The organism is Paracoccus sp. pheM1, from assembly GCF_018499825.1.
Lineage (GTDB): Bacteria > Pseudomonadota > Alphaproteobacteria > Rhodobacterales > Rhodobacteraceae > Paracoccus > Paracoccus versutus.
In genome coordinates, this window is sequence record NZ_JAGXCX010000003.1 from 25,909 (window position 1) to 50,258 (window position 24,350).

Consider the following 24,350-nt stretch of genomic DNA (forward strand, 5'->3'; position numbering starts at 1 on the left):
GAGACCATGACTGTCAAGATTTTCGACCGGCCCGACGTGCAGGCGTTCCTGCGCGAACTCAGCGGGCAGAACAGCGCCAGCGGCAACCCGCGCATGAAGCAGATCATCCACCGGCTGATGTCCGACCTGTTCAAGGCCATCGACGACCTGGACATCACCCCCGACGAATACTGGACGGGCGTGGCCTGGCTGAACGATCTGGGCGCGGCCGGGCAGGCGGGGCTGATCTCGCCCGGACTCGGCGTCGACCATTTCCTGGACGAACGGCTCGACGCCATCGACGCCGCGCTGGGGATCGACAATCCGACGCCGCGCACCATCGAGGGCCCGCTTTACGTCGCCGGCGCCCCGGAATCGGTGGGCTTTGCGCGGCTCGACGACGGCACGGATGCCGACGGGCACACGTTGATCATGCATGGCACCGTGCATGGCGCGGACGGCAAGCCGCTGCCCGGCGCCAAGGTCGAGGTGTGGCATTGCGACACCCGCGGCTTCTATTCGCATTTCGACCCGACCGGAAAGCAGGCGCCGTTCAACATGCGCCGCACCATCATCACCGACCAGGACGGCCGCTACAAGTTCCAGAGCATCCTGCCCAGCGGCTATGGCGTGCCGCCCGGCAGCCCGACGGAAAAGCTGCTGTCCGCCCTGGGCCGCCACGGCCAGCGCCCGGCGCATATCCATTTCTTCATCAGCGCCGACAGCCACCGCAAGCTGACCACGCAGATCAACATCGAGGGCGATCCGCTGATCGACGACGACTTCGCCTATGCGACCCGCGAGGGGCTGGTGCCGAAGGTCGTCGAGCGCACGGACGAGGCCAGCATCCACGCCAACAACCTCAACGGCCCCTTCGCCGAGATCCAGTTCGACATCCACCTGACCGCGCTGATCGACGGCGTGGACAACCAGGTCAACGAACAGCGCCGCCGCGCCGTCGCCTGACCCGTGTCTTCGGGCGGCCCCTCGGACGGGGGGCGGCCGCCCGGCTCGAACCCACCTTTCATCACCGACATTGGCAGGGGCTGGCGCGCGAAACGTGCCTCCCCCTGGGGAGAGAACTCATGTCCGCGATCATCGAAAAGGCACGCGATCTGGAACATCTGCTGGCCGTTGCCGTGCAGGACGACAAGGAGGCCGGCCTCTACCGCTGCCGCCGCGACATCTTCACCAACGAAGATCTGTTCGCGCTGGAAATGAAGCACATCTTCGAAGGCAACTGGGTCTATCTGGCGCATGAAAGCCAGATCCCCGAAATCAACGACTATTACACCACCTGGATCGGTCGCCAGCCGGTCGTCATCACCCGCGACAAGACCGGCGCGCTGAACGCGGTCATCAACGCCTGCGCCCACAAGGGCGCGATGCTGTGCCGCCGCAAGCAGGGCAACAAGGGCAGCTTCACCTGTCCGTTCCACGGCTGGACCTTTTCGAACACCGGCAAGCTTCTGAAGGTCAAGGACGCCAAGACCACGCAATATCCCGAGCAGTTCGGCAAGGACGGCTCGCACGACCTGACCCGCGTGGCGCGCTTCGAAAGCTATCGCGGCTTCCTGTTCGGCAGCCTCAATCCCGATGTGGCCTCGCTCGAGGATTTCCTGGGCGAGACCAAGGTCATCATCGACCAGATCGTCGACCAGGCCCCCGAGGGGCTGGAGGTGCTGCGCGGCAATTCCTCCTATATCTACGACGGCAACTGGAAGCTGCAGATGGAGAACGGCTGCGACGGCTACCATGTCAGCTCGGTGCATTGGAACTATGCCACCACCATGGACCGGCGCAGCGAAACCGGCACCAAGGCGGTGGACGCCAACAGCTGGTCGAAATCGGTCGCCGGCGTCTATGGCTTCGAGAACGGCCATATCCTGCTGTGGACCAACACCAGGAACCCCGAGGTCCGCCCGGTCTGGAACCGCCGCGAGGAAATCGCCGCCCGCCTGGGCGAGGAGAAGGCCGGCTTCATCGTCAACCAGACCCGGAACCTGTGCCTCTATCCGAACGTGTTCCTGATGGACCAGTTCAGCACCCAGATCCGCGTCGTGCGCCCGCTGGGCGTGGACAAGACCGAAGTCACCATCTTCTGCTTCGCCCCCAAGGGCGAGTCCGCCGAGGACCGCGCCCACCGCATCCGCCAATACGAGGATTTCTTCAACGTCTCGGGCATGGGCACCTCGGACGACCTCGAGGAATTCCGCGCCTGCCAGACCGCTTACGCCGGCACCCTGGCGCTGTGGAACGACATGTCGCGCGGCGCGCCGCTGTGGATCGACGGGCCGGACGAGAATGCCCGGCGCATGGGGCTGAAGCCGCTGCTGTCGGGCGAACGCAGCGAGGACGAGGGGCTTTTCGTCTGCCAGCACGAATACTGGGCCGAGGTCATGCGCAGCGCGCTCGCGGCCGAGAAGCAGGGAGAGGCGGCATGAGCCTGGATCACACCGCAACCCGCCTGGACTACAATGCCATCTGCGCCTTCCTCTATCGCGAGGCGCGCCTGCTCGACGACCGGCAATGGGACGAATGGCTGACCTGCTATGCCCCCGATGCGCCCTACTGGATGCCCGCCTGGGACGACAACGACCAGATCACCGAGGATCCGCAATCCCAGATCTCGCTGATCTACTACCCGAACCGCGAGGGGCTGGAGGATCGCGTCTTTCGCATCAAGACCGAGCGTTCGGGCGCATCCACCCCCGAGCCGCGCACCAGCCACGCCGTCCAGAACGTCGAGGTGGTCGAGGACCGCGGCTCCGAGGTGGACGTGCGCTACAACTTCCACACGCTGAACCACCGCTACAAGGTCACCGACCAGTTCTTCGGCACCATCTTCGTGACCCTGCGCAAGGACGACGGCGGGCTGGTCATCGCCGCCAAGAAGATCGTCCTGAAGAACGACTACATCCGCCAGGTCATCGACGTCTACCACGTCTGACCCGTCCCAGCACAACCGCAAGGAGGAGGCGACCATGTGCTATCGCATCGCATTGAATTTCGAGGACGGGATCACCCGCTTCGTCGATTGCAAGCCGGGCGAGAAGGTTCTCGACGCCGCGTTCCGCAACAAGATCAACCTGCCGATGGACTGTTCGGACGGGGTATGCGGCACCTGCAAGTGCCGCGCCGAAAGCGGCGCCTATGACATGGGCGACGACTATATCGACGACGCCCTGACCGAGGACGAGGCCGCCGAGGGGCTGGTCCTGACCTGCCAGATGGTGCCGTCCTCGGATTGCGTGCTGTCGGTGCCGACGACCTCGCTGGCCTGCAAGACCGGCCAGCAGGTCTTCGCCGCCACCGTGACCCGGATCGAGCCGCATCAGGACGCCGCCGTGGTGCTGGAACTGGCGGTGGACGACGAGGCGCAGGCGCCCGCCTTCCTGCCGGGGCAATATGTCAACATCGCCGTGCCGGGCAGCGGCGATCATCGGTCCTATTCCTTCAGCTCCGCTCCGGGCGAGCGCAGTCTGGGCTTCCTGATCAAGAAGATCCCCGGCGGGCTGATGGGCAACTGGCTGGCGCGCGCCAAGCCGGGCGACCGGCTGGACCTGACCGGGCCGATGGGCAGCTTCTACCTGCGCGACGGCAAAGGCCCGCTGCTGTTCCTGGCGGGCGGCACCGGCCTGGCGCCCTTCCTGTCGATGCTGGAGGTTCTGGCGCGGGCCGGGTCGCGGCGCCAGATCCACCTGGTCTATGGCGTGACGCGCGATCAGGATCTGGTGCTGGTCGATGAGCTGGCCGCCCATGCCGGCCGCCTGCCGAACTTCACCTTTGCGACCGTGGTGGCGGATCCCGCATCCGGCCATCCCCGCAGCGGCTGGGTGACGCAGCACATGCCCGAGGACATGCTGGCCGCCGGCGGGGTCGATGTCTATCTTTGCGGACCCCCGCCCATGGTCGATGCCGTGCGGCATTACCTGGACGGGCAGGGCGTGCAGCCCGCCAGCTTCCATTACGAGAAGTTCACCCCCAACGCGCCGCTGAAGGCCATCGCATGACCGGGGCCGTCTTTGCCGGGCGCTTTGCGGGCAAGGTGCTGGTCGTGACCGGGGCGGCGCAGGGCATCGGCCGCGCCGTCGCCCTGCGCGCGGCGGCCGAAGGGGGGCGGGTGCTCTTCGTGGACCGTGCCGATTTCGTCGCCGAGGTGGCGGCGGAAGCGGGCGGCAGTGCCGCGGCCTTCACCGCCGACCTGGAAACCTGGGACGGCGCCGATGCGGCGATGCGCCATGCGGCCCGCACCTTCGGCGGCATCGACATCCTGATCAACAATGTCGGCGGCGCAATACGGATGCGGCCCTTTGCCGAATTCGAACCGGCCCAGATCGACGCCGAGATCCGCCGCTCGCTGATGCCGACGCTGTATTGCTGCCATGCGGTCCTGCCGCATCTGCTGGCGCGCGGCGGCGGCACCATCGTCAACGTCTCGTCGAACGCGACGCGCGGCATCCACCGCGTGCCCTATTCGGCGGCCAAGGGCGGCGTCAACGCGATCACGCAATCCCTGGCGATGGAGATGGCCGGCCAGAACATCCGCGTGGTCGCCACCGCCCCCGGCGGGACCGAGGCGCCGCCGCGCCGCGTCCCGCGCAATGCCGATGGCGACAGCGCCGACGAACGGCGCTGGATGGCCGAGGTCGTGGACCAGGTCAGGCAATCCGCCTTCATGCGCCGCTACGGCAGCATCGACGAACAGGCCGCGCCGATCCTGTTCCTGGCCTCGGACGAGGCGTCCTACATCACCGGCTCGGTCCTGCCCGTCGCGGGGGGCGACAGCGGCTGACCGTGATTTCAACGACGAGACAGGGAGGAGACAAGGAATGCGCAGCATAGACGTGAACGAGGCCATCGACCAAGGCCCGTTCGGCAGCTTTCAATGGAGGGTGGTCGCGCTTTGCGGCGCGCTGCTGGTGGTCGATGGATACGACGTGTTCGTGGCGGGCACGGTGCTGCCCACGCTGATCGTGGAATGGGGGCTGACCAAGCCGCAGGCGGGCGCGCTGCAGGCCTGGGCGCTGTTCGGGATGATGTTCGGCGCGCTGATCCTTGGCCCGCTGGCCGACCGGATCGGCCGCAAGAAGGGCGTGGCGATCAGCTTCGTGCTGTTCACCTCGGCCACCGTGCTGACGGGCTTTGCCAACTCGCCCGAGCAGTTCAAGGTCTTCCGCTTCATCGCGGGCCTGGGCTGCGGCGGGCTGATGCCGAACGCGGTGGCGCTGATGAACGAATATGCGCCCAGGCGGTTGCGCGGCACCATGGTCGCGCTGATGTTTTCGGGCTATTCGGTCGGCGGCATGGTCGCGGCGGGCCTGGGCATCGGCCTGATCCCCAGCTTCGGCTGGAGGCCGATGTTCTTCATCGCCGCCGTGCCGCTGCTGATGTTGCCGCTAGTCCTGTGGAAACTGCCGGAATCGCTGGGCTTCCTGATCCGCCAGGGCAAGCAGGACGAGGCGCGGCGCATCTTTGCCCGCATCGACCCGGCCACGCCGCTGGCCCCCGAGGACCGTCTGGTCTTTGCCGAGGCCAAGGGCGCATCGGCATCGGTGGCGGAGCTGTTCCGGCACGGCCGGACGCTGCGCACGCTGATGCTGTGGCTGTCCTTCTTCTGCTGCCTGTTGCTGGTCTATCTGCTGTCGTCCTGGCTGCCCAAGGTGCTGCAAGAGGCCGGCTATGCCGAACGGGCCAGCCTGCTGTCGCTGTTCTCGCTGAACTTCGGCGGCATGGCGGGGGCGATCATGGGCGGACGCCTGGGCGACCGCTTCGGCCTGCCCAAGGTCGTGGTGGGCTTCTTTGCCGCGGCGGCGGTCTCGATTGCGCTGATCGGCTTCAACCCGGCGCCGGGGCTCTTGTTCCTGCTGGTCTTTGTCGCCGGGGCGACGACCATCGGCACGCAGATCCTGCTTTATGCCAGCGTGGCGCAGCTTTACAACCTGTCGGTCCGTTCGACGGGACTTGGCTGGGCCTCGGGCGTGGGCCGGATCGGCGCCATCGTCGGGCCGACGCTGGGCGGGGTGCTGCTGGCGCGGGAACTGCCGCTGGAGCAGAACTTCATGCTCTTCGCGATCCCGGCGGCGCTCTCGGCCCTGGCGATGCTGGTCTTTGCGCTTGCCAACGGTCGCGCCCGCGACGCGACGCGGCTTGCCGCCGCCTGAGCATCACCGCAAACAGGCGCGCGGTTCCGGCCGCGCGTCCAAATCCGCATGAAAGGCCGACCATGCCCTATCTGGACCTGCCCACCCACCGGCTTCACTATTGCATCGACGGCGCGGCAGGGAAGAAGCCATGGCTGACCTTCTGCAATTCCCTGGGCACCGACCTGCACATGTGGGACGCCCAGGTCGCCAGCCTTTCCCAGGATTTCCGCATCCTGCGCTATGATCGCCGCGGCCATGGCAGGTCCGGCGCGCCGGTGCCGCCTTACGGCCTGGCCGATCTGGGCGGCGACGTGATCGCGCTGTGGGACGCGCTGTCCATCAGGCGCAGCCATTTCTGCGGCCTGTCCATCGGCGGGTTGACCGGGCAATGGCTGGGCATCCACGCCGGCGCGCGGCTTGGGCGCATGGTTCTTTGCGCGACGGCCGCCCGGATCGGCACCGCCGAAAGCTGGCATGCCCGCATCGACGAGGTCCGGGCAAACGGCCTTGGCGGTCTTGTTCCCGCGACTGCGGAACGCTGGTTCACGCCCGGCTTTCGCGCGACCCATCCTGCCACGGTCAAGGCGATCCTGGACGGTTTCGCCGCCACCGCGGTCGATGGCTATGTGGGATGCTGCGCCGCGCTTGCCAGCGCGGATCTTCGCGACCGCCTTCCCCGGATCGCCAATCCGCTGCTGGCGATTTCCGGCGACGACGATCCGGTCTGCCCGCCCGCCGAACTGGCCATGATCGCCAAAGCGGTGCGCTGCGGGCGTCACCTGTCCCTGCCGGGGCGGCATATCGTGAACCGGGAATCGGCGCCGCGCTTCGACATCGCCTTGAAGGACTTTCTGACCGCAGCCCCATGCGGTGCCTGAAGGAGCGGGGGCGGCAACGTCATCCCGAATTCGGCCTCGGCGTCAGCCGGTTTCTCATGGATGACGCCGTCGGCCCACGCGCTGCCGTGCCTGGGCGAGCGGCCGCCATCCGATCCTGCGCCCGCCGTCAGGCCGCCTTTCGCCCGGTGCGGCGGCAGGTCGCCATGGACACCATGCCCTGAGCGCGGCGGCCTCTCCCTCGGCGACGGGGCGGCGGCAAGGGACAAGGCACGCGATTCCCCGAGTGCAACCTTGCGCTGTATCTGCTAGACTACCCGTCGAGGACGGTTCGGCCCGGCATGTTCGCGGGCGGGGGGCCGGATTCCCCGGCTGACGCCTCGCCCTATCGCGGGCCCTCCAGGAAGGGAGGATGCAGCCATGCACCGAGAGACGATTGGAAACCCGCTGAGCTGGAGCGCGCAGAGGCTGGCCGGCATAGGCCGCAGCGCCGGGGCGGCGGTGGACGGGATCGGCAGCCACGAAAGAGCCGTGCCCACGGTCAACCAGATCGGCTGGGGCGACATCCGCGCGGCGCTTCGCAAGGGCGTCGAGGACTTTGCCGCGCTGCGCACCGACGTGATCACTGCGGTGGCGCTCTATCCGGTGATCGGCTTCGTCCTTGCCGCCTGGGCGTTCAACGCGGGGCAGGTGCATCTGCTGTTCCCGCTGGCCGCGGGCTTTCCCTTGATCGGACCTGTCGCGGCGATCGGCCTTTACGAGATGAGCCGGCGGCGCGAGCGGGGCGAGGATACGAATTGGGGCGCGGTGCTGGCGACGCTGACCGGCCGGGTGCTTGGGCCGGTGCTGATGCTGGGCTTGCTGCTCGCGGTGATCTTTGCCTTCTGGCTGCTTGCCGCGCATGCGATCTGGGTCGTCACCCTGGGGCCGGGGCCTTATGACAGCCTGCTCGTCCTGCTGCGCGACAGCTTCACCACCGGCGCGGGCTGGGCGATGATCCTTGCCGGGATCGGCGTCGGCTTCGTCTTTGCCGCCGTGGTGCTGTGCGTCAGCCTGGTGTCGTTCCCGATGCTGATCGACCGCCCGGTGGGGGTGCCGGTGGCGCTGGCGACCTCGCTCGCCGTCGCGCGCCGCAACCCTGGCGCGACGGCGCTTTGGGGGCTGATCGTCGCCGGCGCGCTGGTGCTGGGGATGATCCCGCTTTTTGCCGGGCTGATCATCGTGCTGCCCATCCTCGGCCACGCGACATGGCACCTTTACCGCCGGGCCGTGGGCTAGGGGCAATCGACCGAGCCCGTTGCAGAGCAAGCGCAGGGCTGGCGCAGCCGCTGCAAATCTCCGCCGCCGGGGACTGCGTTCGCGGCGGCCTGCCCATCGCATGGGCTGGCGGGTGGCTATGAGTTGCGCGGGGCCTTTCCGGTGGGCGGCAAGGTGCCGACGCCCTGGCCGCCGTCCTCGGGGCGCAGGGTCAGCGTCACCCGGTCGCCGGCGAACCAGGTGGTGCCATATTCGACCGGCACGCCGCCCGCATCCACGTTCACCGCGACCGAGCGCAGCATCGGGGCGCCCTCGGGCACCTCCAGCGCCAGCGCCATCACCGCAGGCGCAAGCTCTGCCGTCAGCCGGGTCGAGGCGCGGGTGTAGTCCTTGAGCCCGCATTCCGCCAGCGCCGCCGTGACCGAAGGGATCGCCGCCACATGCCGCAGCAGTTCCGGGAAACGCCCGGCATCGAAGACCGAGCGGAACGCCGCCACCGGCTGGCCATCGACCAGCGACACGCCCTCGACCACATGCACCGGGCTGCCGGGGGCAAGGTGCAGCGCCTCGGCCTCTTCGGCATTGGCGGCGCGCGTCTCGGCCAGCGTCAGCCGGCGCGAGGGCGTGCGCCCCGAGGCGGTGATGTTCTGGTGAAACCGCACCCGCAGGCCCAGCGGGTAATCCGTGGGCCGCGCCGCGACGAAGACCCCGGCGCCACGGCGCGAGCGTAGCGTCCCCGCCTCGGCCAGCGCGGCCAGCGCATGGCGCACGGTATGGCGGTTGACGCCGAACCGCGCGGCCAGCACCGCCTCGGAGGGCAGCTTGTCGCCGGGGCGGTAATGCCCCTCGGCGATCTCGGCCGCCAGCGTGTCGGCGATGGATTTCCAGATCGGACTGCGGGCCATGTCGCCTCCGTCACCAAAAATTCACGATGCCACCCCTTGAGCAGAATCGGCGGGCGGGCTATCACTTGTCTAGTTGTATAGTAATCTAGACAAACCCGCAAGCTTGTCGAGGCCCGGAATGTCCCAACCATCCCCATCCGAAATCGCCCTGCGCCGCGACTGGATCTCGGCCCTGGCCAAGGCGCCGCCGGGGCGGCTTGCGGCGCTGCTGCCCGACCTGCCTGCGCATGAGATGCTGCGCGCGCCCGAAATCGGCACCGTCATGGTGCAGGGCCGCATCGGCGGCACCGGCGCGCCCTTCAACCTGGGCGAGATGACCGTGACCCGCTGCTCGGTCCGGCTGGCCGAGGGCGCGGTGGGCCATGCCTGCGTGCAGGGCCGCGACAAGGCCCATGCCGCCCGCGCCGCCCTGGCCGATGCGCTGATGCAGACCGGGGCCGCGCCGCGGATCGAGGCGCAGGTGCTGGCCCCTCTGCGGGCCGAGGCCGCCCAGGCCCGCGCCAGCCGCGCCGCCAGGGCCGCCGCGACCCGCGTCGAATTCTTCACCATGCTGCGCGGAGAGGACGCATGAACGCCATCCTGACCGGCGGCTTCGCCGACCCCTCGACCCAATCCGCCCATGCCTTCCGCGCTCTCCTGGAGGCCATGGCGCGCCCCGGCCGCATCCTTGCCGTCGAGGGCGCCCGGCCGCCCGCGCCCCTCTCGGTCGCGGCCGGGGTGGCGCTCTTGACCCTGACCGATGCCACCACGCCTCTGCATCTGGCGGGTGCAGCGGATTGCGAGGCGCTACGGGGCTGGATCGGCTTTCACACCGGCGCGCCGCTGGTCGCGGCCGAACAGGCGCAATTCGCGATTGGCACCTGGGACGCTCTGCACCCCCTCGGCCGCTTCCGCATCGGCGAGCCGTCCTATCCCGACCGCTCGGCCACGCTGATCGTCGAGATGGACCGGCTGGAGCCCGAGGGCGCCTGCCTGACCGGCCCCGGCATCGAAACCGAGGCGCGGCTGTCCCTGCCCGAGACCGCCGCCTTCCGCGCCAACCGGGCGCTGTTCCCGCTGGGCTTCGATTGCATCCTGACCTGCGGCGCGCGCCTTGCCGCCCTGCCGCGCAGCACCATCGTGGAGGACGCCTGATGTATGTCGCCGTCAAAGGGGGCGAGCGCGCCATCGACGCCGCCCACGCTTGGCTGGCCGAGGAACGCCGCGGCGACCCCGCCATCCCCGAGCTGACCGTGGCCCAGATCCGCGAGCAGATGGCGCTGGCGGTGAACCGGGTGATGGCCGAGGGCTCGCTCTACGATCCCGACCTGGCGGCGCTCGCGATCAAGCAGGCGCGCGGCGACCTGATCGAGGCGGTGTTCCTGATCCGCGCCTATCGCACCACCTTGCCGCGCTTCGGCGCCTCGCGCCCGGTCGACACGGCGGCGATGGCGGTCGATCGCCGCGTTTCGGCCACCTTCAAGGATCTGCCGGGTGGGCAGGTGCTGGGGCCGACCTTCGACTATACCCACCGCCTGCTGGATTTCGCGCTGGCCGCCGAGGGCGAGGCGCCGCCCGCGCCCCAGGCGCCTGCGCGGGACGAGCCGGTGCCGCATGTCACCGGCCTGCTGGACCGCGACGGGCTGATCGAGCAGCAGCCGGCCGAGGACACGCCCGCCCCCGACCTGACGCGCCAGCCGCTGGAACTGCCGGCCTCGCGCGCGCTGCGCCTGCAGGCGCTGGCGCGGGCGGACGAGGGGTTCACCCTGTCGCTGGCCTATTCCACGCAGCGCGGCTACGGCCGCACCCATGCCTTCGTCGGTGAATTGCGCATCGGCCGCGTCGCGGTTCAGGTCGATCTGCCCGAGCTGGGCTTCGCCGTCGAGATCGGCGAGGTCGAGCTGACCGAATGCGACACGGTGAACCAGTTCAAGGGCTCCCGCACCGAGCCGCCGCAATTCACCCGCGGCTATGGCCTGGTCATGGGCCAGTCCGAGCGCAAGGCTATTTCCATGTCGCTGGTGGACCGCGCCCTGCGCTGGCAGGAACTGGGCGAGGATTTCACCGGCGCCCCGGCGCAGGATGAGGAATTCGTGCTAAGCCATTGCGACAACATCCAGTCGACGGGTTTCCTCGAACATATCAAGCTGCCGCATTACGTCGATTTCCAGGCCGAGCTGGAACTGGTCCGGCGCATGCGGCGCGAGGCGATGCAGATGCAGGAGGCGGCGGAATGACCGACCAAGCCTATAATTTCGCCTATCTGGACGAACAGACCAAGCGGATGATCCGCCGCGCGCTCTTGAAGGCGCTGGCGATCCCCGGCTACCAGGTGCCCTTCGCCAGCCGCGAGATGCCGATGCCCTATGGCTGGGGCACCGGCGGCGTGCAGGTGACGGCGGCCTGCCTGACCCCGGACGACCGGCTGAAGGTCATCGACCAGGGCGCCGACGACACCACCAACGCCGTATCGATCCGCCGCTTCTTCCAGCGCACGGCGGGGGTCGCAACCACCGAGCGCACGACTGACGCTACGGTGATCCAGACCCGCCACCGCATCCCCGAGCAGCCGCTGGCCGAGGGGCAGATCCTGGTCTACCAGGTGCCGATCCCCGAACCCCTGCGCTTCCTGGAGCCGCGCGAGACCGAGACGCGCAAGATGCACGAGCTTGAGGAATACGGGCTGATGCACGTCAAGCTTTACGAGGACATCGCCCGGCATGGCGAGATCGCGACCGCCTATGCCTATCCGGTCAGGGTCGAGGGGCGCTATGTCATGGACCCTTCGCCGATCCCGAAGTTCGACAACCCGAAGCTGGCCGGCAATCCGGCGATCCAGCTGTTCGGCGCCGGGCGCGAGGCGCGGATCTATGCCCTGCCGCCCTATTCCGACGTGGTCAGCCTGGATTTCGAGGACCACCCCTTCACGGCCTCCAAGGCCGATCACGCATGCGACCTGTGCGGCTCGGGCAGCAGCTATCTGGACGAGGTCATCACCGACGACCGCGGCACGCGCATGTTCGTCTGTTCCGACACCGATTTCTGCGCCGCGCGCCAGGCGCAGGGGCATCGCGGCCGCCTGTCGCCGCAAGGAGACGCGCCATGACCCTGATGCAAAACGCCATCACCGCCGCACCGCTGCTGTCGGTGCAGGGCTTGACGAAACGCTACGGCCCGCGGATCGGCTGCGCCGATGTCGGCTTCGACCTTTACCCCGGCGAGGTGCTGGGCATCGTCGGCGAAAGCGGCTCGGGGAAATCGACGCTGCTGTCCTGCCTGGCCGGGCACCAGCGCCCGGACCAGGGGCGGATCCTGTTCGACGGTGCCGATGTGCTGGCATTCTCCGAGGCCGAGCGGCGCCGGCTGTTGCGCGGCGACTGGGCCTATGTCCACCAGAACCCACGCGACGGGCTGCGCATGGGCGTTTCCGCCGGCGGCAATGTCGGCGAGCGGCTGATGGCCGTGGGCGCGCGCAACTATGCCGCCATCCGCGAGAGTGCCACCGACTGGCTTGGCCGGGTCGAGATCGCGGCGGACCGCATCGACGACCGCCCCTCGGCTTTTTCCGGGGGCATGCAGCAGCGCTTGCAGATCGCGCGCAACCTGGTGACGGGACCGCGGCTGGTGTTCATGGACGAACCCACCGGCGGGCTCGACGTCAGCGTGCAGGCGCGGCTGCTGGATCTGCTCCGCGGGCTGGTGCGCGACCTTGGCCTGTCGGTGGTGATCGTCACCCATGACTTGGCGGTGGTGCGGCTGCTCGCCGACCGGTTGATGGTGATGAAGTCGGGCAGGGTGGTGGAAACCGGGCTGACCGACCAGGTGCTGGACGATCCGCAGCATGCCTATACCCAGCTGCTCGTGTCCTCCGTCCTGCAGGTGTGAACCATGATCGAGATCCGGAACCTTACGAAAAGCTTTACCCTGCACAACCAGGGCGGGGTGGCGATCCCGGTGATGGCGGGGGCGCATCTGCGCGTGGCCAGCGGCGAATGCGTCGGGCTGGTCGGCCGCTCGGGCGCCGGGAAATCGACGCTGATGCGCATGGTCTATGGCAACTACCTGGCCGGGGGCGGGTCGATCCGCATCGGCGGGGTCGACGTGGTCACGGCCGAGCCGCGCCAGATCCTGGCGCTGCGCCGCGCGGTCCTGGGCCATGTCAGCCAGTTCCTGCGCGTCGTGCCGCGCGTGCCCACGCTGGAGGTTGTGGCCGAGCCGCTGCTGCGGCTGGGCGTCGCCCCCGAGGCCGCGCGGGCGCGTGCCGCCGATCTGCTGGCGCGGCTGAACATCCCCGAGCGGCTGTGGGGGCTTTCCCCCACCACCTTCTCGGGCGGCGAGCAGCAGCGCGTGAACATCGCCCGCGGCTTTGCCCATGACTATCCGGCCCTGCTGCTGGACGAGCCGACCGCCAGCCTGGATGCGCAGAACCGCGAGGTGGTGCTGTGCCTGATCGAAGAGGCCAAGGCCCGCGGCGCGGCGATCCTGGGCATCTTCCACGACGAGGGCGCGCGGGACCGGGTCTGCGACCGGCTGGTCGACGTGACCGGCTTCACGCCGGGGCTGGCGGCATGAGCCGGCGGCTGGTCGCCGTGGTCGGCCCCTCGGGCGCGGGCAAGGACACGCTGATGGCGCTGGCCTGCGCCGCGCGGCCCGACATCCGCGCCGCCCGCCGCGTCGTAACCCGCCCGGCCGAGGCCGGCGGCGAGGATTTCGAGGGCGTGACCGAGGCCGAGTTCGCCGCCCGCCGGCAGGCCGGCGCATTCGCCCTGCATTGGCGCGCGCATGGGCTGGGCTACGGCATCCCGGCCGAAGCCTTGGCCGGGCAGGGGACGCTGCTCATCAACGCCAGCCGCGCCGTGCTGGCCGAGGCGCAGGCGCGGTTCCCCGGCCTGACGGTGCTGCTGGTGACGGCACCGCCCGAGGTGCTGGCGCAGCGGCTGGCCGGGCGCGGGCGCGAAAGCGGCGCGGACCAGGCGGCACGGCTGGCGCGGGCGGGATTTCCGCTGCCGCCGGGCATCGTGCCGCGGGTGGTGGTGAACGACGGCACGCCCGAACAGGGGCTCGCGCGCTTTCTGGCCGCGCTTCAGCCGGAAAGGGTATAGCGATGCAGCAGGCGAAAGCGCCCGTCCTCGGCCTCGCCGAACAGGCACAGGTCGGCGATGCGAAAGGGCCGGGGCAGGACCGGGGCGAAATGCGCATCCAGGATCTGCGCCGCCTGGGTGGCCAGCGGTTCCTCCAGCCGGTCGGTCAGGGTCAGGTGGAAACGGAATTCCTCCATGACATAGGGATAGCCCCAAAGCCGCAGCAATTCGCGCTGGCGCGGGGTCAGGCGATCGGGGCGGCGGCGGGCGATCTCGGCCTCGGTCAGGGGCGCGCGCAGGCCGTCGAGCGCCGCCACCACCGTCGCGGCCAGGGCTTGCAGCGGCGCTGCGTCGCCCTCGGGCACCAGCGCCAGGAAACCGCCCAGGCTGGCCAGCCGCAGGCCGGGCAGGGTGACGGGCGAAAGCCGCCGGGCCAGCCCCGCCACGGCGCGGTGCAATTCGTCGGCATCCCGGCCCTCGGCCAGCCGGAAGGGCGGCTTCAGCGTGCCATGAAAGCCGTATTTGCGCGGGTCGCGGGTGATCTCGGCGGCCGGCAGGCCCAGGTCGGGCGGGTCCAGCGGCTGGCCCGCGGCGGCATCCCAGCCCAGCCAGGCGCTGGCGCGGCTGGCGAATGCGCCCTCGGGCGGGGCGTAATAGACGGCGTAACGCTTTATCATGTCCATGCGCAGGCTCTTATCGCTGGCGTGTCACAGGCTTGTGACACGGCGCTGGCATTCAGCCCGTCCATGAACCCGGACGCAAGACAGGACGACAGAAGATGACCAAGACGATCCTTGCAAACGCCACGCTTGTTCTGCCCGGCGAGGTGATCCGCGGCGCGCTGCACATGGCCGATGGCCGCATCAGCGCCATCGACCATGGCGCGGCCGTGCCGCCAGGCGCGGTGGATTGCGGCGGCGATCTGGTGATGCCGGGGCTGATCGAGCTGCATACCGACAATCTGGAGCGCCATATCCAGCCCCGCCCCCGCGTGCATTGGCCGCATCAGGCGGCGATCCTGGCCCATGACGGCGAACTGGCCAGCGTAGGCATCACCACGGTCTTCGACGCGCTGCGCGTGGGGTCGGTCGTGTCGGACGGCAAGGCGAATTACGGCGAATATGCCCGCGCCCTGGCCGACGAGATCCTGGAGCTGCGGTCCATGGGCGCGCTGAAGATCAGCCATTACCTGCACCTGCGGGCCGAGGTCTGTTCCGAAACCCTGGTGGCCGAGATGGCCAAGTTCGGTCCCCAGGACCGCATCGGCATCGTCAGCCTGATGGACCACACGCCCGGAGAGCGGCAGTTCCGCGACATCTCCAAGCTCAAGGATTACGTCTGCGGCAAGCACGGCCTGTCGGACGAGGGCTTTGCCGACCATGTCGCCAGCCAGCGCGCCCTGCGCGAACGGCTGGGCGCGCTGCACGAGGAAACGGCGGTGGCCGAGGCGCGGCGCTATGGCGCGGTGCTGGCCAGCCATGACGACACCACGGCGGCGCAGGTCGCGGTCTCGGCCGGGCATGGCGCGCATTTCGCCGAGTTCCCGACCACGGCCGAGGCCGCGCGCGCCTGCCGCGACCACGGCATCCGGGTGATGATGGGGGCGCCGAACCTGATCCGCGGCGGCAGCCATTCGGGCAATGTCGCGGCGGCGGACCTGGCCGAGGCGGGGCTTCTGGACATCCTGTCCTCGGACTACGTGCCTTCGTCGCTGCTGTCGGCGGCGCTGCTGCTGGGCGATCTGTGGGGGGACATGGCGCGCGGCATCGCCACCGTGACCCAGGGCCCGGCCCAGGCGACCGGGCTGGCCGACCGCGGCCGGCTGGCCCCCGGCACGCGGGCCGACGTGATCCGCGTCGCCCGCATCGGCCGCGGCGCCGCGCTGCGCGGCGCCTGGGTGCAGGGGGCCCGCGTGGCCTGATCGCATCGCCGGACGCAGCCCCGCCGAGGCAAGGGGGCTGCGCGGGCGGCCCGTTCAGAACGGGCTGTCGGGATAATAGAACTGCTCGGCGTTCTCGGGCGTGATCAACTGGCTGCCGATGATGAAGCGCCCGGTCATCGGCGCGTTCGACACGAAGTTCAGCGCCGTCATCTCGATGGCCGAGGAAATCAGCGCCGGCGGATAGGTCACGTTCACCGGCAGCTGCTTGTCGCCATCCATGATGCGCTTGACGATCTCCTTCATGCCGGCGCCGCCGATCACCCACATCTCGTCCTGGCGGTTCGCGGCCGAGATCGCCTCGAGCACGCCGATGGCCATGTCGTCGTCGGCGGCCCAGACCGCGTCGATCTGCGGATATTTCGCCAGGTAGTCCTGCATCACCGCAAAGGCGTCGTCGCGGTTCCAGTTGCCGTGCTGCATGTCCAGGATCTCGACCTCGGAGCCCTCCAGCGCGGCACGGAAGGCATCGACGCGCTCGTTGTCCAGCGTGGTCGGGATGCCGCGCAGCACCACGATCTTGGCGCCGGGCTCAAGGTTTCCCTTGAAATATTCCCCCGCCACGCGGCCGAAGGCGGTGTTGTCGCCGGCCACGTAAAGATCCTCGATCCCCTCCTGGCTCAGCCCGCGGTCCACCACGGTCACGAACTTGCCCGCATCCTTGACCGCCTTGACCGGGGCGGTCAGCGGCTCGGATTCGAAGGGCAGCACCACCAGCGCGTCGATGTTGCGCGTGGCCATCATGTCCTCGATGTCGTTGACCTGCTTGGCCGGATCGCCGGCGGTGGACAGCACGAATTCAAGGTTGGGATAGGTCGCGCCCAGCCGCTTGATCGTGTCCTGCGCGTGCCAGTTCAGCCCGCCCATGAACCCATGCGTGGCCGACGGGATCGACACGCCGATGATTTTCTTCTCGGCCTCCTGCGCGACGGCGGGGGCGGCGATCCCCATCGCGGCCATCAGCGCGGCGGCTTTCATCAGGCTTCTGCGTTTCATCTGTTGCTTCCTCCCCAGTCACCGCTCCTCGGCGGTGCGTTTCTCCCGCTGCAAGACGACAGCAAGAACGATGATGACCCCCTGGATCGCCCCGTTCAGATAGGGGCTGACCAGATCGGCCAGATTCAGGATGTTGTCGATCAGCGACAGGATCAGCACGCCGACCACCGTGCCCCAGACCCGGCCGCGCCCGCCTTTCAGCGCCGTGCCGCCGATGATGACTGCGGCGATGGCCTCAAGCTCCCACAGAACCCCGGTCGAGCCCGAGGCCGAGCCGAGGCGCGGCACGTAAAGCACCACCGCCAGCCCGACCAGCACGCCCAGCAGCACATAGGTCAGAAGCCGCATCCGGTTCACGTCGATGGCCGAATAGCGCGCGACGCGGTCGTTCGAGCCGATGGCCTCGACATGCCGGCCAAAGCGGGAATGGCGCATGGTCCATTCGCCCAGGACCGCGACGATGGCAAAGACGATGATCGGCCAGGTGATCCAGCCGATGCCGCCGTAATAGACCGGCCGGTAGAGCGTGCGCAGCCCGTAGTCGAGGCTCAGCGTGCCGCCGTCGGCCAGCCATGTCACCAGCGAGCGGAAGATGCCCATGGTGCCCAGCGTGACGATAAAGGGCTCGATCCGCGCCTTGGTGACAAGCGCGCCGTTCAGGTAGCCCGCTGCGATGCCGCCCAGGACCGCGACGCCCATGCCCAGCAGGATCGTGCCCCAGTTGCTGCCCAGGCCGGGCAGGGCGGCGTTCATGGCGATGATGGCGATCCCGGCCAGAAAGGCGGCCATGGACCCCACCGACAGGTCCAGCCCGCCCGCGGTGATGACGAAGGTCATGCCGACCGCGATCAGCCCGATGAAGGCCGAGCGCGCCAGCACGTTGGTGATGTTCGCCGGCGCCAGGAAGGCGCTGTTCAGCGCCGCGCCCAGGATCACCAGGGCGACCAGGGCGACAAGCGGGCCAAGGGTATGCAAGTCGAGTTTCATGCGGCTTCTCCGGTGACGCCCATGGCCAGGCGGACGATGCGGTCTTCGGTCATGTCCTCGCCGTCGAGTTCGCCGGCCAGCCGCCCCTCGCGCATGACCAGCACGCGGTCCGAAAGGCCGATCACCTCGGTCATCTCGCTGCTGATGACGATCAGGCTGCGGCCCTCGGCGGCGAGCTTGCGGATGAAGGCATAGATCTGGCGCTTGGTGCCCACGTCGATGCCGCGCGTCGGCTCGTCGATAAGAATGATTCTAGGATCTGGAAGCATAACCTTGGCCAGTAACAGTTTCTGCTGGTTTCCGCCGGAAAGCTTGCCGGCCGGCATGTCGCGGCGCGGGGCGCGGATGTCGAATTCGCGCGTGGCGCTGTCCAGCGCGGCGTCCTCGGCCCTGGTGTCCAGCCGCCAGGTGCCGAAGCGCTCCAGCGTGGCCAGCGTCAGGTTCTCGCGCAGCCCCTTGTCGAGCAGCAGGCCGGCTTCCTTGCGGTCCTCGGTCAGATAGGCGAGGCCGGCGGCAAAGGCGTCGCGCAGGCTGCGGATGGCGACCGGCCGGCCCTCGACCCGGATCTCGCCCTGCGATGCGCGCAGGCCGACCAGCCCCTCGGCCAGTTCGGTGCGCCCCGAGCCGACGAGGCCGGCGATGCCCAGCACCTCGCCGCGCCGCAGGGTAAAGCTGACGTCGCGGACCCGGCCGGGCACCGAAAGACCCCGCACCTCCAGCGCAGGCGCGTCGCCCGGCTGGCCCTTGGGCGGGTAGAAATCCTGCAACTCGCGCCCGACCATGGCGGTGGCCATGCCGTCCTCGGTCAGCTCGCCGCGCAGCGCCCGGCGCACCACGCGGCCGTCGCGCAGCACGGTGATGCGGTCGGCCAGATGCGCCACCTCGTCCAGCCGGTGCGAGCAGTAAAGGATCGCCACCCCCTCGGCCCGAAGCCGGTTGATCTGCTGGTAAAGCGAGCCGACCTCGCGATGGGTCAGCACGGCGCTGGGTTCGTCCATGATCAGCACGCGGGCCTTGCGCGACAGGGCCTTGGCGATCTCGACCATCTGGCGGTCGGGCACGGACAGGTCGCGGATGCGCGCATCGGGGTCGATGCGGGTGTCCAGCCGCTTGAGCAGCGCGGCGGTGGCGTCCCGCATGGCGGCATGGTCCAGCCGCCAGCCGCCGGGTTCGCGCCCCAGGAACACGTTCGCCGCCACGGTCAGGTCGGGGGCAAGGTTGAACTCCTGGTGGATGACGACGATGCCCTGCGCCTCGGCCTCGGGGCCGCTGGCGAAGCGGACGGGCTGGCCCTCCAGCAGCACCTGGCCCGAGGTCGGGTCCAGGAAACCGCCGAGGATCTTCATGATGGTGGATTTGCCGGCGCCGTTCTCGCCGATCAGGGCATGGACCTCGCCCGGCTCCAGCGCCAGGTCGACGCCGTGCAGGACCTCGATCGAGCCGAAGCGTTTCGAGACGTTGTCGAGCGCCAGAACGGTCATGGCCCGACCTCGACCCATGCGCCGCCCCGTGCCGAGGACGCCTGCGCGGCGGCGATGAAACCCATGCCCGACAGCCCGGCATCCAGCCCCGGCACGCGGTCTGCAAGGCTGGAATCGCCTTGAATGATCGACGCTATATCACGGTATAGATTGGCGAAACCTTCCAGGTAGCCCTCGGGGTGGCCGGGCGGGGTGCGATATGAGGCGCTGCGGTCCTGCGCCCGCGTCAGGATGCGGGCCGGGTCGTCCTTGGGCGACAGGATCAGCCGCTCGGGGTCGGGCAGGCGCCATTCCAGCGCCGCCTTGGTGCCAAAGACCCGCAGCGACAGCCCGTTTTCCTGGCCGACGGCGACCTGGCTGACCCAGATGCCGCCCCGCGCGCCCGAGCCGTAGCGCAGCGCGATGCGGGCATCGTCGTCGACCGCGCGGCCCGGCACCATGCTGGAGAGTTCCGCCGACAGGGACGCGGGCGTCTGGCCGGTGACGAATTGCGCCAGTTGCCAGGCATGGGTGCCGATGTCGCCGATGGCGCCGGCCCCGGCGCGGGCGGGATCGGTGCGCCATTCGGCCTGCTTGCCCTCGGCCGGGTCGGCCAGCCAGCCTTGCAGGTATTCGGCCTGCACCAGCCGGATGTCGCCCAACGCGCCCTCGGCCACCAGCGCGCGGGCCTCGCGCACCATGGGCATGGCGCAGTAGTTGTGGGTCAGGAAAAACCGCGCACCGCTGGCCTGCGCGGCCTCGGCGATCTCGTGCGCCTGTTCGGGCGTCGCCGCCAGCGGCTTGTCGCAGATCACATGGATGCCGGCGCGCAGGAAGGCCGCGGCGGGGGCGGCATGCAGGTGGTTCGGGGTGACGATGCTGACCGCCTCGATCCCGTCCTCGCGCGCCGCCTCGGCCCGCGCCATCTCGGCGAAATCGCCATAGCTGCGGATGCCCAGCTCGGCTGCGCTGGCTGCCGCGCGGGCAGGGTCCGAGGACAGCGCCCCCGCGACCAGCGCGAAGCGCCCGTCCATGCGCGCGGCGATGCGGTGGATCGCACCGATAAAGGCGCCGCTGCCGCCGCCGACCATGCCCAGGCGAACCGGCCTCATAGCCCCAGCGCCCTGTCGATGGCCGCGCGGTCCACGCGGCTGGCGGCGAAATCGTCGAAGGCATGGGGTGTCACACGGATGACATGGTCGCGCACGAAACGCGCGCCTTCCCGTGCCCCGTCCTCGGGGTGTTTCAGCGCGCATTCCCATTCGACCACCGCCCAGCCGTCGAAACCGTATTGCGTCAGCTTGGAAAACACGCTGCGGAAATCGACCTGCCCGTCGCCGGGGCTGCGGAAGCGGCCGGCGCGATCCGCCCAGGGCTGATAGCCGCCATAGACACCCTGCCGGCCGGTCGGGCGGAACTCGGCATCCTTGACGTGGAACATGCGGATGCGGTCGTGATAGATGTCGATGTTCTGAAGGTAATCAAGCTGTTGCAGGACATAATGCGAGGGATCGTAAAGCATGTTCGCCCGCGCGTGGCCGCCGACCCGGTCCAGGAACATCTCGAAGGTCGCGCCGTCATGCAGATCCTCGCCCGGATGGATCTCGTAGCAAAGGTCGATGCCGTGATCCTCGGCCAGGTCCAGCAGCGGGCGCCAGCGCGCGGCCAGCGTGTCGAACGCCGCCTCGACAAGCCCCGGCGCGCGCTGCGGCCAGGGGTAGAGGTAGGGCCAGGCCAGGGCGCCCGAGAACGTCGCCATCCGGTCCAGGCCCAGCAGCCGGCTGACCCGGATGGCGCGGGCGACCTGATCGACCGCCCATTCCTGCCGCGCGCGGGGATTGCCGCGCAGGGCCGGCGGCGCGAAGGCGTCGAAACCGGCGTCATAGGCCGGATGCACGGCGACGAGCTGGCCTTGCAGATGCGTCGAAAGCTCGGTTACTTCGACACCGTTCTGCCGGGCGATGCCCAGGAATTCGTCGCGGTAGTCCTGCGACTCCCCGGCCCGCGCCAGGTCCAGCATGCGTGGGTCGCTGGTCGGCACCTGCACGCCCAGATAGCCGCAATCGGCCGCCCAGCGGGTGATGCCGTCCCAGCTGTCGAAAGGCGCCGTATCGCCGATGAACTGCGCCAGAAACAGCGCCGGTCCCTTGATGGTCCGCATGATCCCCTCTCTCCCCAAGGGTCAGGCTGCACCGCTCTGCAATCGATTGCAAACATTTTCTTGCACCGCATCGCGCCGGGCGCGTAACCTTTGGCGATGGAAAGCCAGATCCCGCCCGGACGGGCCAGATTGTCGGATGTCGCAAGGCGCGCGGGCGTGTCGGCCTCGACCGTCAGCCGGGTGCTGTCCAATCCGGCGGTGGTGGCCAAGGCCACGCGCGAGGCGGTGATGCAGGCCGTGGCCGAGACCGGCTATCGCATGAACCACGCCGCACGGAACCTGCGCAAGCAGCGGACCGGCTGCGTGGTGGCGCTGGTGCCGAACCTGGGCAATCCCTTCTTTGCCAAGATCCTGGACGGCATGGGGCGCGAACTGGCCACCGCAGGCTATGACCTGCTGGTCGCCGACACGCTGGAGGACAGCGGCCGCCACACCCGGCTGGACCGTTTCCTGGACCCCTCGCGCGCGGACGGGATCATCCTGCTGGACGGGCTGGCGCCCTTTGGCGACCTGGCGGGGCGGGCGGACCTGCCGCCGGTCGTCACCGCCTGCGAATGGATCGAGGGCGCTGACCTGCCCCGCGTGATGCTGGACAATCGCGAGGGCGGGCGGCTGGCCGTGGCGCATCTGCGCGCGCTTGGCCACGCCCATATCGGCGTGATCGGCGGCCCGCCCGGCAACGTGCTGCACAAGGCGCGCCGGCAAGGCGCGCATGAGGCCGCGGGCGGGGCGCGGATCACCGAGTTTCCCGGCGACTTCACCATGCAATCCGGGCAGCAGGCGGCCCTGGCCTGGCAGGCGCTGGCACCGGCCGACCGGCCGACCGGGATCTTTGCCTTTTCCGACGAGATGGCCTGCGCCTTCATGTCCGGGCTTCAGCGCGCCGGGCATCATGTGCCGCGCGACCTGTCCATCGTCGGCTTCGACGACATCGAGCTGGTCTCGCACCTGTCCCCGGCGCTGACCACCATCCGCCAGCCCAAGCGCGAGATCGGCCGCAAGGCGGCGCGGATCATCCTGGACCGCATCGCCGGGCGCGAGATCCCGGCCGTGACCCTGCTGGCGCCGCGGCTGATGCTGCGCGAGACGACGGCGCCGCCGCCCTGAACGGAAAAAGGGCGCCCGCGGCGGGGCGCCCCTTGTTGCAGTCGCGGCGGGTCAGTCGGCGCTGGCCTCGTTCAGGCGCAGCCCGGCAGGGGCGCCGTGCAGGTCGTGGATCGGGGCGACCTGGCCCCCCGCCTCGCCGGCCAGCACGCGGTCGAACTGTTCGCGGTCCAGCGCGCCTTCCCAGCGGCTGACGACCACGGTGGCCACCGCATTGCCGATGAAATTGGTGATCGAGCGGCATTCCGACATGAAGCGGTCCACGCCCAGGATCAGCGCCATGCCGGCGACCGGCACGGTCGGCACCACCGACAGCGTGGCGGCCAGGGTGATGAAGCCGGCCCCGGTGACGCCCGCCGCGCCCTTCGACGACAGCATGGCGACCAGCAGCAGCAGGATCTGCTGTTGCAGCGTCAGGTCGGTATTCGTCGCCTGGGCGATGAACAGCGCCGCCAGCGTCATGTAGATGTTGGTGCCGTCCAGGTTGAAGCTGTAGCCGGTGGGCACGACCAGCCCGACGACGGAGCGCTTGCAGCCGGCCTTCTCCATCTTCTCCATCAGCGAGGGCAGTGCCGATTCCGAGGAGGAGGTGCCCAGCACCAGCAGGATCTCGGCCTTGAGATAGGAGATCAGCCGGAAGATGGAAAAGCCGTTGAGCATGCAGACCGTGCCCAGGATCACGACGACGAACAGCGCCGAGGTCAGGTAGAAGGTGCCGACCAGCGTCGCCAGGTTCACCACCGAGGCGATGCCGTATTTGCCGATGGTAAAGGCGAAGGCCCCGAAGGCACCAATGGGCGCGGCCTTCATCAGGATGTCGACCATGCGGAAGACGGCGTGGCTGATCGCCTCGAACAGCGCCACGACCGGCTTGCCCTTGTCGCCGATCAGGATCAGGCCGATGCCGAACAGGATGGCGATGAACAGGACCTGCAGGATGTTGCCCTCGACGAAGGCCGAGGTCATCGTGGACGGGATGATGTCCATGACAAAGCCGGTCAGCGAGGAGTCATGCGCCTTGGCGGCATAGTCCGCGACCTTGCTGGCATCCAGCGTCGCCGGGTCGATGTTCATGCCGGCGCCGGGGCGGATGACATTGGCGGTGATCAGCCCGACGATCAGCGCCAGGGTCGAGAAGGTCAGGAAATAGCCGAAGGCCTTGCCGACGACCGAGCCCACGCCCTTCAGCGTGCCCATGCCGGCCAGGCCGGTGACGATGGTCAGGAAGATGACCGGGGCGATGATCATCTTGACCAGCTTGATGAAGGCGTCGCCCAGGGGCTTCAGCGCCTCGCCCGTTTCGGGATAGAAATGCCCGATCAGCGCGCCGGCGGCGATGGCGCACAGAACCTGGAAATAGAGATGTCTGTAAAAGGGCCGCGGTGCGTGAGCGACCGGCGCGGCCGTGGTGTCGATGTGCATGGGGCCTCCTCCAACCTGCGTATGACGGTGATGTGACCGCCATGATAAATTCGCGGGCCCTGGCGCCAAAAAACCGGGCGCATGACAGCAATGCGTTG

At 69.1% G+C, this 24,350-nt stretch carries 25 protein-coding genes; 17 read left to right on the forward strand and 8 right to left on the reverse strand.

The annotated features are described in order from the left end of the window. Nucleotides 1–6: 6 nt before the first annotated feature. The 8 genes from catA to KF941_RS23020 all read left to right on the forward strand — a co-directional run bounded on the left by catA (nucleotide 7) and on the right by KF941_RS23020 (nucleotide 8,239). A complete protein-coding gene (gene catA / locus KF941_RS22985) occupies nucleotides 7–945 on the forward strand; it encodes a catechol 1,2-dioxygenase (RefSeq protein WP_214274657.1) in 939 nt (312 codons plus the stop codon). 119 nt (nucleotides 946–1,064) lie between these two features. Further along, nucleotides 1,065–2,423: a Rieske 2Fe-2S domain-containing protein gene (locus tag KF941_RS22990; RefSeq protein ID WP_036755340.1), complete on the forward strand. Its 1,359-nt coding sequence runs from the start codon at nucleotides 1,065–1,067 to the stop codon at nucleotides 2,421–2,423. Continuing rightward, a complete protein-coding gene (gene benB / locus KF941_RS22995; protein ID WP_036755337.1) occupies nucleotides 2,420–2,929 on the forward strand; it encodes a benzoate 1,2-dioxygenase small subunit in 510 nt (169 codons plus the stop codon). Before KF941_RS22990 ends, benB begins: the two co-directional genes overlap by 4 nt. Before the next feature lie 34 nt (nucleotides 2,930–2,963). Beyond that, nucleotides 2,964–3,992 (forward strand): benzoate 1,2-dioxygenase electron transfer component BenC, encoded by a 1,029-nt coding sequence (benC, locus tag KF941_RS23000; RefSeq protein ID WP_214274658.1) that lies wholly within the window; start codon nucleotides 2,964–2,966, stop codon nucleotides 3,990–3,992. Then, entirely contained in the window at nucleotides 3,989–4,774 is a 786-nt protein-coding gene (benD, locus tag KF941_RS23005) for a benzoate diol dehydrogenase BenD (RefSeq protein WP_214274659.1), read from the forward strand. The genes benC and benD overlap by 4 nt, the downstream gene beginning before the upstream one ends. Nucleotides 4,775–4,811: 37 nt before the next feature. Continuing rightward, on the forward strand, nucleotides 4,812–6,143 hold the full coding sequence (locus KF941_RS23010) for an aromatic acid/H+ symport family MFS transporter (RefSeq protein WP_214274660.1): 1,332 nt from the start codon (nucleotides 4,812–4,814) through the stop codon (nucleotides 6,141–6,143). 62 nt (nucleotides 6,144–6,205) lie between these two features. Next, nucleotides 6,206–7,003 carry a 3-oxoadipate enol-lactonase gene (gene pcaD / locus KF941_RS23015; RefSeq protein WP_214274661.1) on the forward strand — a complete coding sequence of 266 codons (798 nt, stop codon included), beginning with the start codon at nucleotides 6,206–6,208 and terminating at the stop codon, nucleotides 7,001–7,003. A 378-nt stretch (nucleotides 7,004–7,381) separates the two neighbouring features. Continuing rightward, the gene (locus KF941_RS23020; protein ID WP_214274662.1) at nucleotides 7,382–8,239 is read left to right on the forward strand and encodes a DUF2189 domain-containing protein; all 858 of its coding nucleotides are present in this window, start codon (nucleotides 7,382–7,384) and stop codon (nucleotides 8,237–8,239) included. A 116-nt stretch (nucleotides 8,240–8,355) separates the two neighbouring features. Here the strand turns inward: KF941_RS23020 and phnF are convergent, their stop codons facing one another. Then, nucleotides 8,356–9,123, reverse strand: a complete 768-nt coding sequence (phnF, locus tag KF941_RS23025; RefSeq protein WP_214274663.1) for a phosphonate metabolism transcriptional regulator PhnF — start codon at nucleotides 9,121–9,123, stop codon at nucleotides 8,356–8,358. 118 nt (nucleotides 9,124–9,241) lie between these two features. On the opposite strand from phnF, the gene phnG reads away from it, so the two are divergent. Genes phnG through phnN form a run of 7 tightly spaced genes read left to right on the forward strand, consistent with a single transcriptional unit; the run spans nucleotide 9,242 to nucleotide 14,204 of the window. Beyond that, nucleotides 9,242–9,694 carry a phosphonate C-P lyase system protein PhnG gene (gene phnG, locus KF941_RS23030; RefSeq protein ID WP_214274664.1) on the forward strand — a complete coding sequence of 151 codons (453 nt, stop codon included), beginning with the start codon at nucleotides 9,242–9,244 and terminating at the stop codon, nucleotides 9,692–9,694. After that, nucleotides 9,691–10,257, forward strand: coding sequence for a phosphonate C-P lyase system protein PhnH (phnH, locus tag KF941_RS23035; protein ID WP_214274665.1), 567 nt, complete (start codon nucleotides 9,691–9,693; stop codon nucleotides 10,255–10,257). The genes phnG and phnH overlap by 4 nt, the downstream gene beginning before the upstream one ends. Beyond that, on the forward strand, nucleotides 10,257–11,339 hold the full coding sequence (locus KF941_RS23040; protein ID WP_114537972.1) for a carbon-phosphorus lyase complex subunit PhnI: 1,083 nt from the start codon (nucleotides 10,257–10,259) through the stop codon (nucleotides 11,337–11,339). Before phnH ends, KF941_RS23040 begins: the two co-directional genes overlap by 1 nt. Then, nucleotides 11,336–12,208: an alpha-D-ribose 1-methylphosphonate 5-phosphate C-P-lyase PhnJ gene (locus tag KF941_RS23045; protein WP_140847041.1), complete on the forward strand. Its 873-nt coding sequence runs from the start codon at nucleotides 11,336–11,338 to the stop codon at nucleotides 12,206–12,208. The genes KF941_RS23040 and KF941_RS23045 overlap by 4 nt, the downstream gene beginning before the upstream one ends. After that, on the forward strand, nucleotides 12,205–12,987 hold the full coding sequence (phnK, locus tag KF941_RS23050; RefSeq protein WP_214274666.1) for a phosphonate C-P lyase system protein PhnK: 783 nt from the start codon (nucleotides 12,205–12,207) through the stop codon (nucleotides 12,985–12,987). The genes KF941_RS23045 and phnK overlap by 4 nt, the downstream gene beginning before the upstream one ends. Before the next feature lie 3 nt (nucleotides 12,988–12,990). After that, a complete protein-coding gene (phnL, locus tag KF941_RS23055; RefSeq protein ID WP_214274667.1) occupies nucleotides 12,991–13,674 on the forward strand; it encodes a phosphonate C-P lyase system protein PhnL in 684 nt (227 codons plus the stop codon). Next, entirely contained in the window at nucleotides 13,671–14,204 is a 534-nt protein-coding gene (gene phnN, locus KF941_RS23060; protein WP_214274668.1) for a phosphonate metabolism protein/1,5-bisphosphokinase (PRPP-forming) PhnN, read from the forward strand. Before phnL ends, phnN begins: the two co-directional genes overlap by 4 nt. Here phnN and KF941_RS23065 read toward each other — a convergent pair. Next, nucleotides 14,186–14,866, reverse strand: a complete 681-nt coding sequence (locus tag KF941_RS23065; protein WP_214274669.1) for a DUF1045 domain-containing protein — start codon at nucleotides 14,864–14,866, stop codon at nucleotides 14,186–14,188. The two genes, phnN and KF941_RS23065, sit on opposite strands and share 19 nt — an antisense overlap. 95 nt (nucleotides 14,867–14,961) lie before the next feature. On the opposite strand from KF941_RS23065, the gene KF941_RS23070 reads away from it, so the two are divergent. Continuing rightward, on the forward strand, nucleotides 14,962–16,104 hold the full coding sequence (locus tag KF941_RS23070) for an alpha-D-ribose 1-methylphosphonate 5-triphosphate diphosphatase (RefSeq protein ID WP_214274670.1): 1,143 nt from the start codon (nucleotides 14,962–14,964) through the stop codon (nucleotides 16,102–16,104). Between the two features lie 54 nt (nucleotides 16,105–16,158). Here KF941_RS23070 and KF941_RS23075 read toward each other — a convergent pair whose 3' ends face one another. The 5 genes from KF941_RS23075 to KF941_RS23095 are packed head-to-tail and all read right to left on the reverse strand — an operon-like array spanning nucleotide 16,159 to nucleotide 21,726. Further along, nucleotides 16,159–17,118: an ABC transporter substrate-binding protein gene (locus KF941_RS23075; protein WP_036755294.1), complete on the reverse strand. Its 960-nt coding sequence runs from the start codon at nucleotides 17,116–17,118 to the stop codon at nucleotides 16,159–16,161. 18 nt (nucleotides 17,119–17,136) lie between these two features. Continuing rightward, a complete protein-coding gene (locus KF941_RS23080) occupies nucleotides 17,137–18,105 on the reverse strand; it encodes an ABC transporter permease (protein ID WP_214274671.1) in 969 nt (322 codons plus the stop codon). Beyond that, nucleotides 18,102–19,586, reverse strand: a complete 1,485-nt coding sequence (locus KF941_RS23085) for a sugar ABC transporter ATP-binding protein (RefSeq protein WP_214274672.1) — start codon at nucleotides 19,584–19,586, stop codon at nucleotides 18,102–18,104. The genes KF941_RS23080 and KF941_RS23085 overlap by 4 nt, the downstream gene beginning before the upstream one ends. Then, nucleotides 19,583–20,677 carry a Gfo/Idh/MocA family oxidoreductase gene (locus tag KF941_RS23090; protein WP_214274673.1) on the reverse strand — a complete coding sequence of 365 codons (1,095 nt, stop codon included), beginning with the start codon at nucleotides 20,675–20,677 and terminating at the stop codon, nucleotides 19,583–19,585. Before KF941_RS23090 ends, KF941_RS23085 begins: the two co-directional genes overlap by 4 nt. Further along, a complete protein-coding gene (locus KF941_RS23095; protein WP_214274674.1) occupies nucleotides 20,674–21,726 on the reverse strand; it encodes a sugar phosphate isomerase/epimerase in 1,053 nt (350 codons plus the stop codon). The genes KF941_RS23090 and KF941_RS23095 overlap by 4 nt, the downstream gene beginning before the upstream one ends. A gap of 96 nt (nucleotides 21,727–21,822) precedes the next feature. Between KF941_RS23095 and KF941_RS23100 the strand changes: the two genes are divergently transcribed. Next, a complete protein-coding gene (locus tag KF941_RS23100) occupies nucleotides 21,823–22,833 on the forward strand; it encodes a LacI family DNA-binding transcriptional regulator (protein WP_214274675.1) in 1,011 nt (336 codons plus the stop codon). Between the two features lie 51 nt (nucleotides 22,834–22,884). Here KF941_RS23100 and KF941_RS23105 read toward each other — a convergent pair whose 3' ends face one another. Continuing rightward, a complete protein-coding gene (locus tag KF941_RS23105) occupies nucleotides 22,885–24,252 on the reverse strand; it encodes a dicarboxylate/amino acid:cation symporter (protein ID WP_072462650.1) in 1,368 nt (455 codons plus the stop codon). Nucleotides 24,253–24,350 lie beyond the last annotated feature (98 nt).

What these genes read in the sequence shown, in the direction of transcription:
- KF941_RS23100 (WP_214274675.1), top strand. Translation starts at nt 21,823, where the DNA reads ATGGAAAGCCAGATCCCGCCCGGACGGGCCAGATTGTCGGATGTCGCA.
- KF941_RS22990 (WP_036755340.1), top strand. Translation starts at nt 1,065, where the DNA reads ATGTCCGCGATCATCGAAAAGGCACGCGATCTGGAACATCTGCTGGCC.
- KF941_RS23075 (WP_036755294.1), bottom strand. Translation starts at nt 17,118, where the DNA reads ATGAAACGCAGAAGCCTGATGAAAGCCGCCGCGCTGATGGCCGCGATG.
- phnK (WP_214274666.1), top strand. Translation starts at nt 12,205, where the DNA reads ATGACCCTGATGCAAAACGCCATCACCGCCGCACCGCTGCTGTCGGTG.
- KF941_RS23070 (WP_214274670.1), top strand. Translation starts at nt 14,962, where the DNA reads ATGACCAAGACGATCCTTGCAAACGCCACGCTTGTTCTGCCCGGCGAG.
- KF941_RS23095 (WP_214274674.1), bottom strand. Translation starts at nt 21,726, where the DNA reads ATGCGGACCATCAAGGGACCGGCGCTGTTTCTGGCGCAGTTCATCGGC.
- benB (WP_036755337.1), top strand. Translation starts at nt 2,420, where the DNA reads ATGAGCCTGGATCACACCGCAACCCGCCTGGACTACAATGCCATCTGC.
- KF941_RS23040 (WP_114537972.1), top strand. Translation starts at nt 10,257, where the DNA reads ATGTATGTCGCCGTCAAAGGGGGCGAGCGCGCCATCGACGCCGCCCAC.
- benC (WP_214274658.1), top strand. Translation starts at nt 2,964, where the DNA reads ATGTGCTATCGCATCGCATTGAATTTCGAGGACGGGATCACCCGCTTC.
- phnN (WP_214274668.1), top strand. Translation starts at nt 13,671, where the DNA reads ATGAGCCGGCGGCTGGTCGCCGTGGTCGGCCCCTCGGGCGCGGGCAAG.
- KF941_RS23085 (WP_214274672.1), bottom strand. Translation starts at nt 19,586, where the DNA reads ATGACCGTTCTGGCGCTCGACAACGTCTCGAAACGCTTCGGCTCGATC.
- KF941_RS23090 (WP_214274673.1), bottom strand. Translation starts at nt 20,677, where the DNA reads ATGAGGCCGGTTCGCCTGGGCATGGTCGGCGGCGGCAGCGGCGCCTTT.
- phnG (WP_214274664.1), top strand. Translation starts at nt 9,242, where the DNA reads ATGTCCCAACCATCCCCATCCGAAATCGCCCTGCGCCGCGACTGGATC.
- pcaD (WP_214274661.1), top strand. Translation starts at nt 6,206, where the DNA reads ATGCCCTATCTGGACCTGCCCACCCACCGGCTTCACTATTGCATCGAC.
- KF941_RS23010 (WP_214274660.1), top strand. Translation starts at nt 4,812, where the DNA reads ATGCGCAGCATAGACGTGAACGAGGCCATCGACCAAGGCCCGTTCGGC.
- benD (WP_214274659.1), top strand. Translation starts at nt 3,989, where the DNA reads ATGACCGGGGCCGTCTTTGCCGGGCGCTTTGCGGGCAAGGTGCTGGTC.
- KF941_RS23080 (WP_214274671.1), bottom strand. Translation starts at nt 18,105, where the DNA reads ATGAAACTCGACTTGCATACCCTTGGCCCGCTTGTCGCCCTGGTCGCC.
- KF941_RS23045 (WP_140847041.1), top strand. Translation starts at nt 11,336, where the DNA reads ATGACCGACCAAGCCTATAATTTCGCCTATCTGGACGAACAGACCAAG.
- KF941_RS23105 (WP_072462650.1), bottom strand. Translation starts at nt 24,252, where the DNA reads ATGCACATCGACACCACGGCCGCGCCGGTCGCTCACGCACCGCGGCCC.
- KF941_RS23020 (WP_214274662.1), top strand. Translation starts at nt 7,382, where the DNA reads ATGCACCGAGAGACGATTGGAAACCCGCTGAGCTGGAGCGCGCAGAGG.
- KF941_RS23065 (WP_214274669.1), bottom strand. Translation starts at nt 14,866, where the DNA reads ATGGACATGATAAAGCGTTACGCCGTCTATTACGCCCCGCCCGAGGGC.
- catA (WP_214274657.1), top strand. Translation starts at nt 7, where the DNA reads ATGACTGTCAAGATTTTCGACCGGCCCGACGTGCAGGCGTTCCTGCGC.
- phnH (WP_214274665.1), top strand. Translation starts at nt 9,691, where the DNA reads ATGAACGCCATCCTGACCGGCGGCTTCGCCGACCCCTCGACCCAATCC.
- phnL (WP_214274667.1), top strand. Translation starts at nt 12,991, where the DNA reads ATGATCGAGATCCGGAACCTTACGAAAAGCTTTACCCTGCACAACCAG.
- phnF (WP_214274663.1), bottom strand. Translation starts at nt 9,123, where the DNA reads ATGGCCCGCAGTCCGATCTGGAAATCCATCGCCGACACGCTGGCGGCC.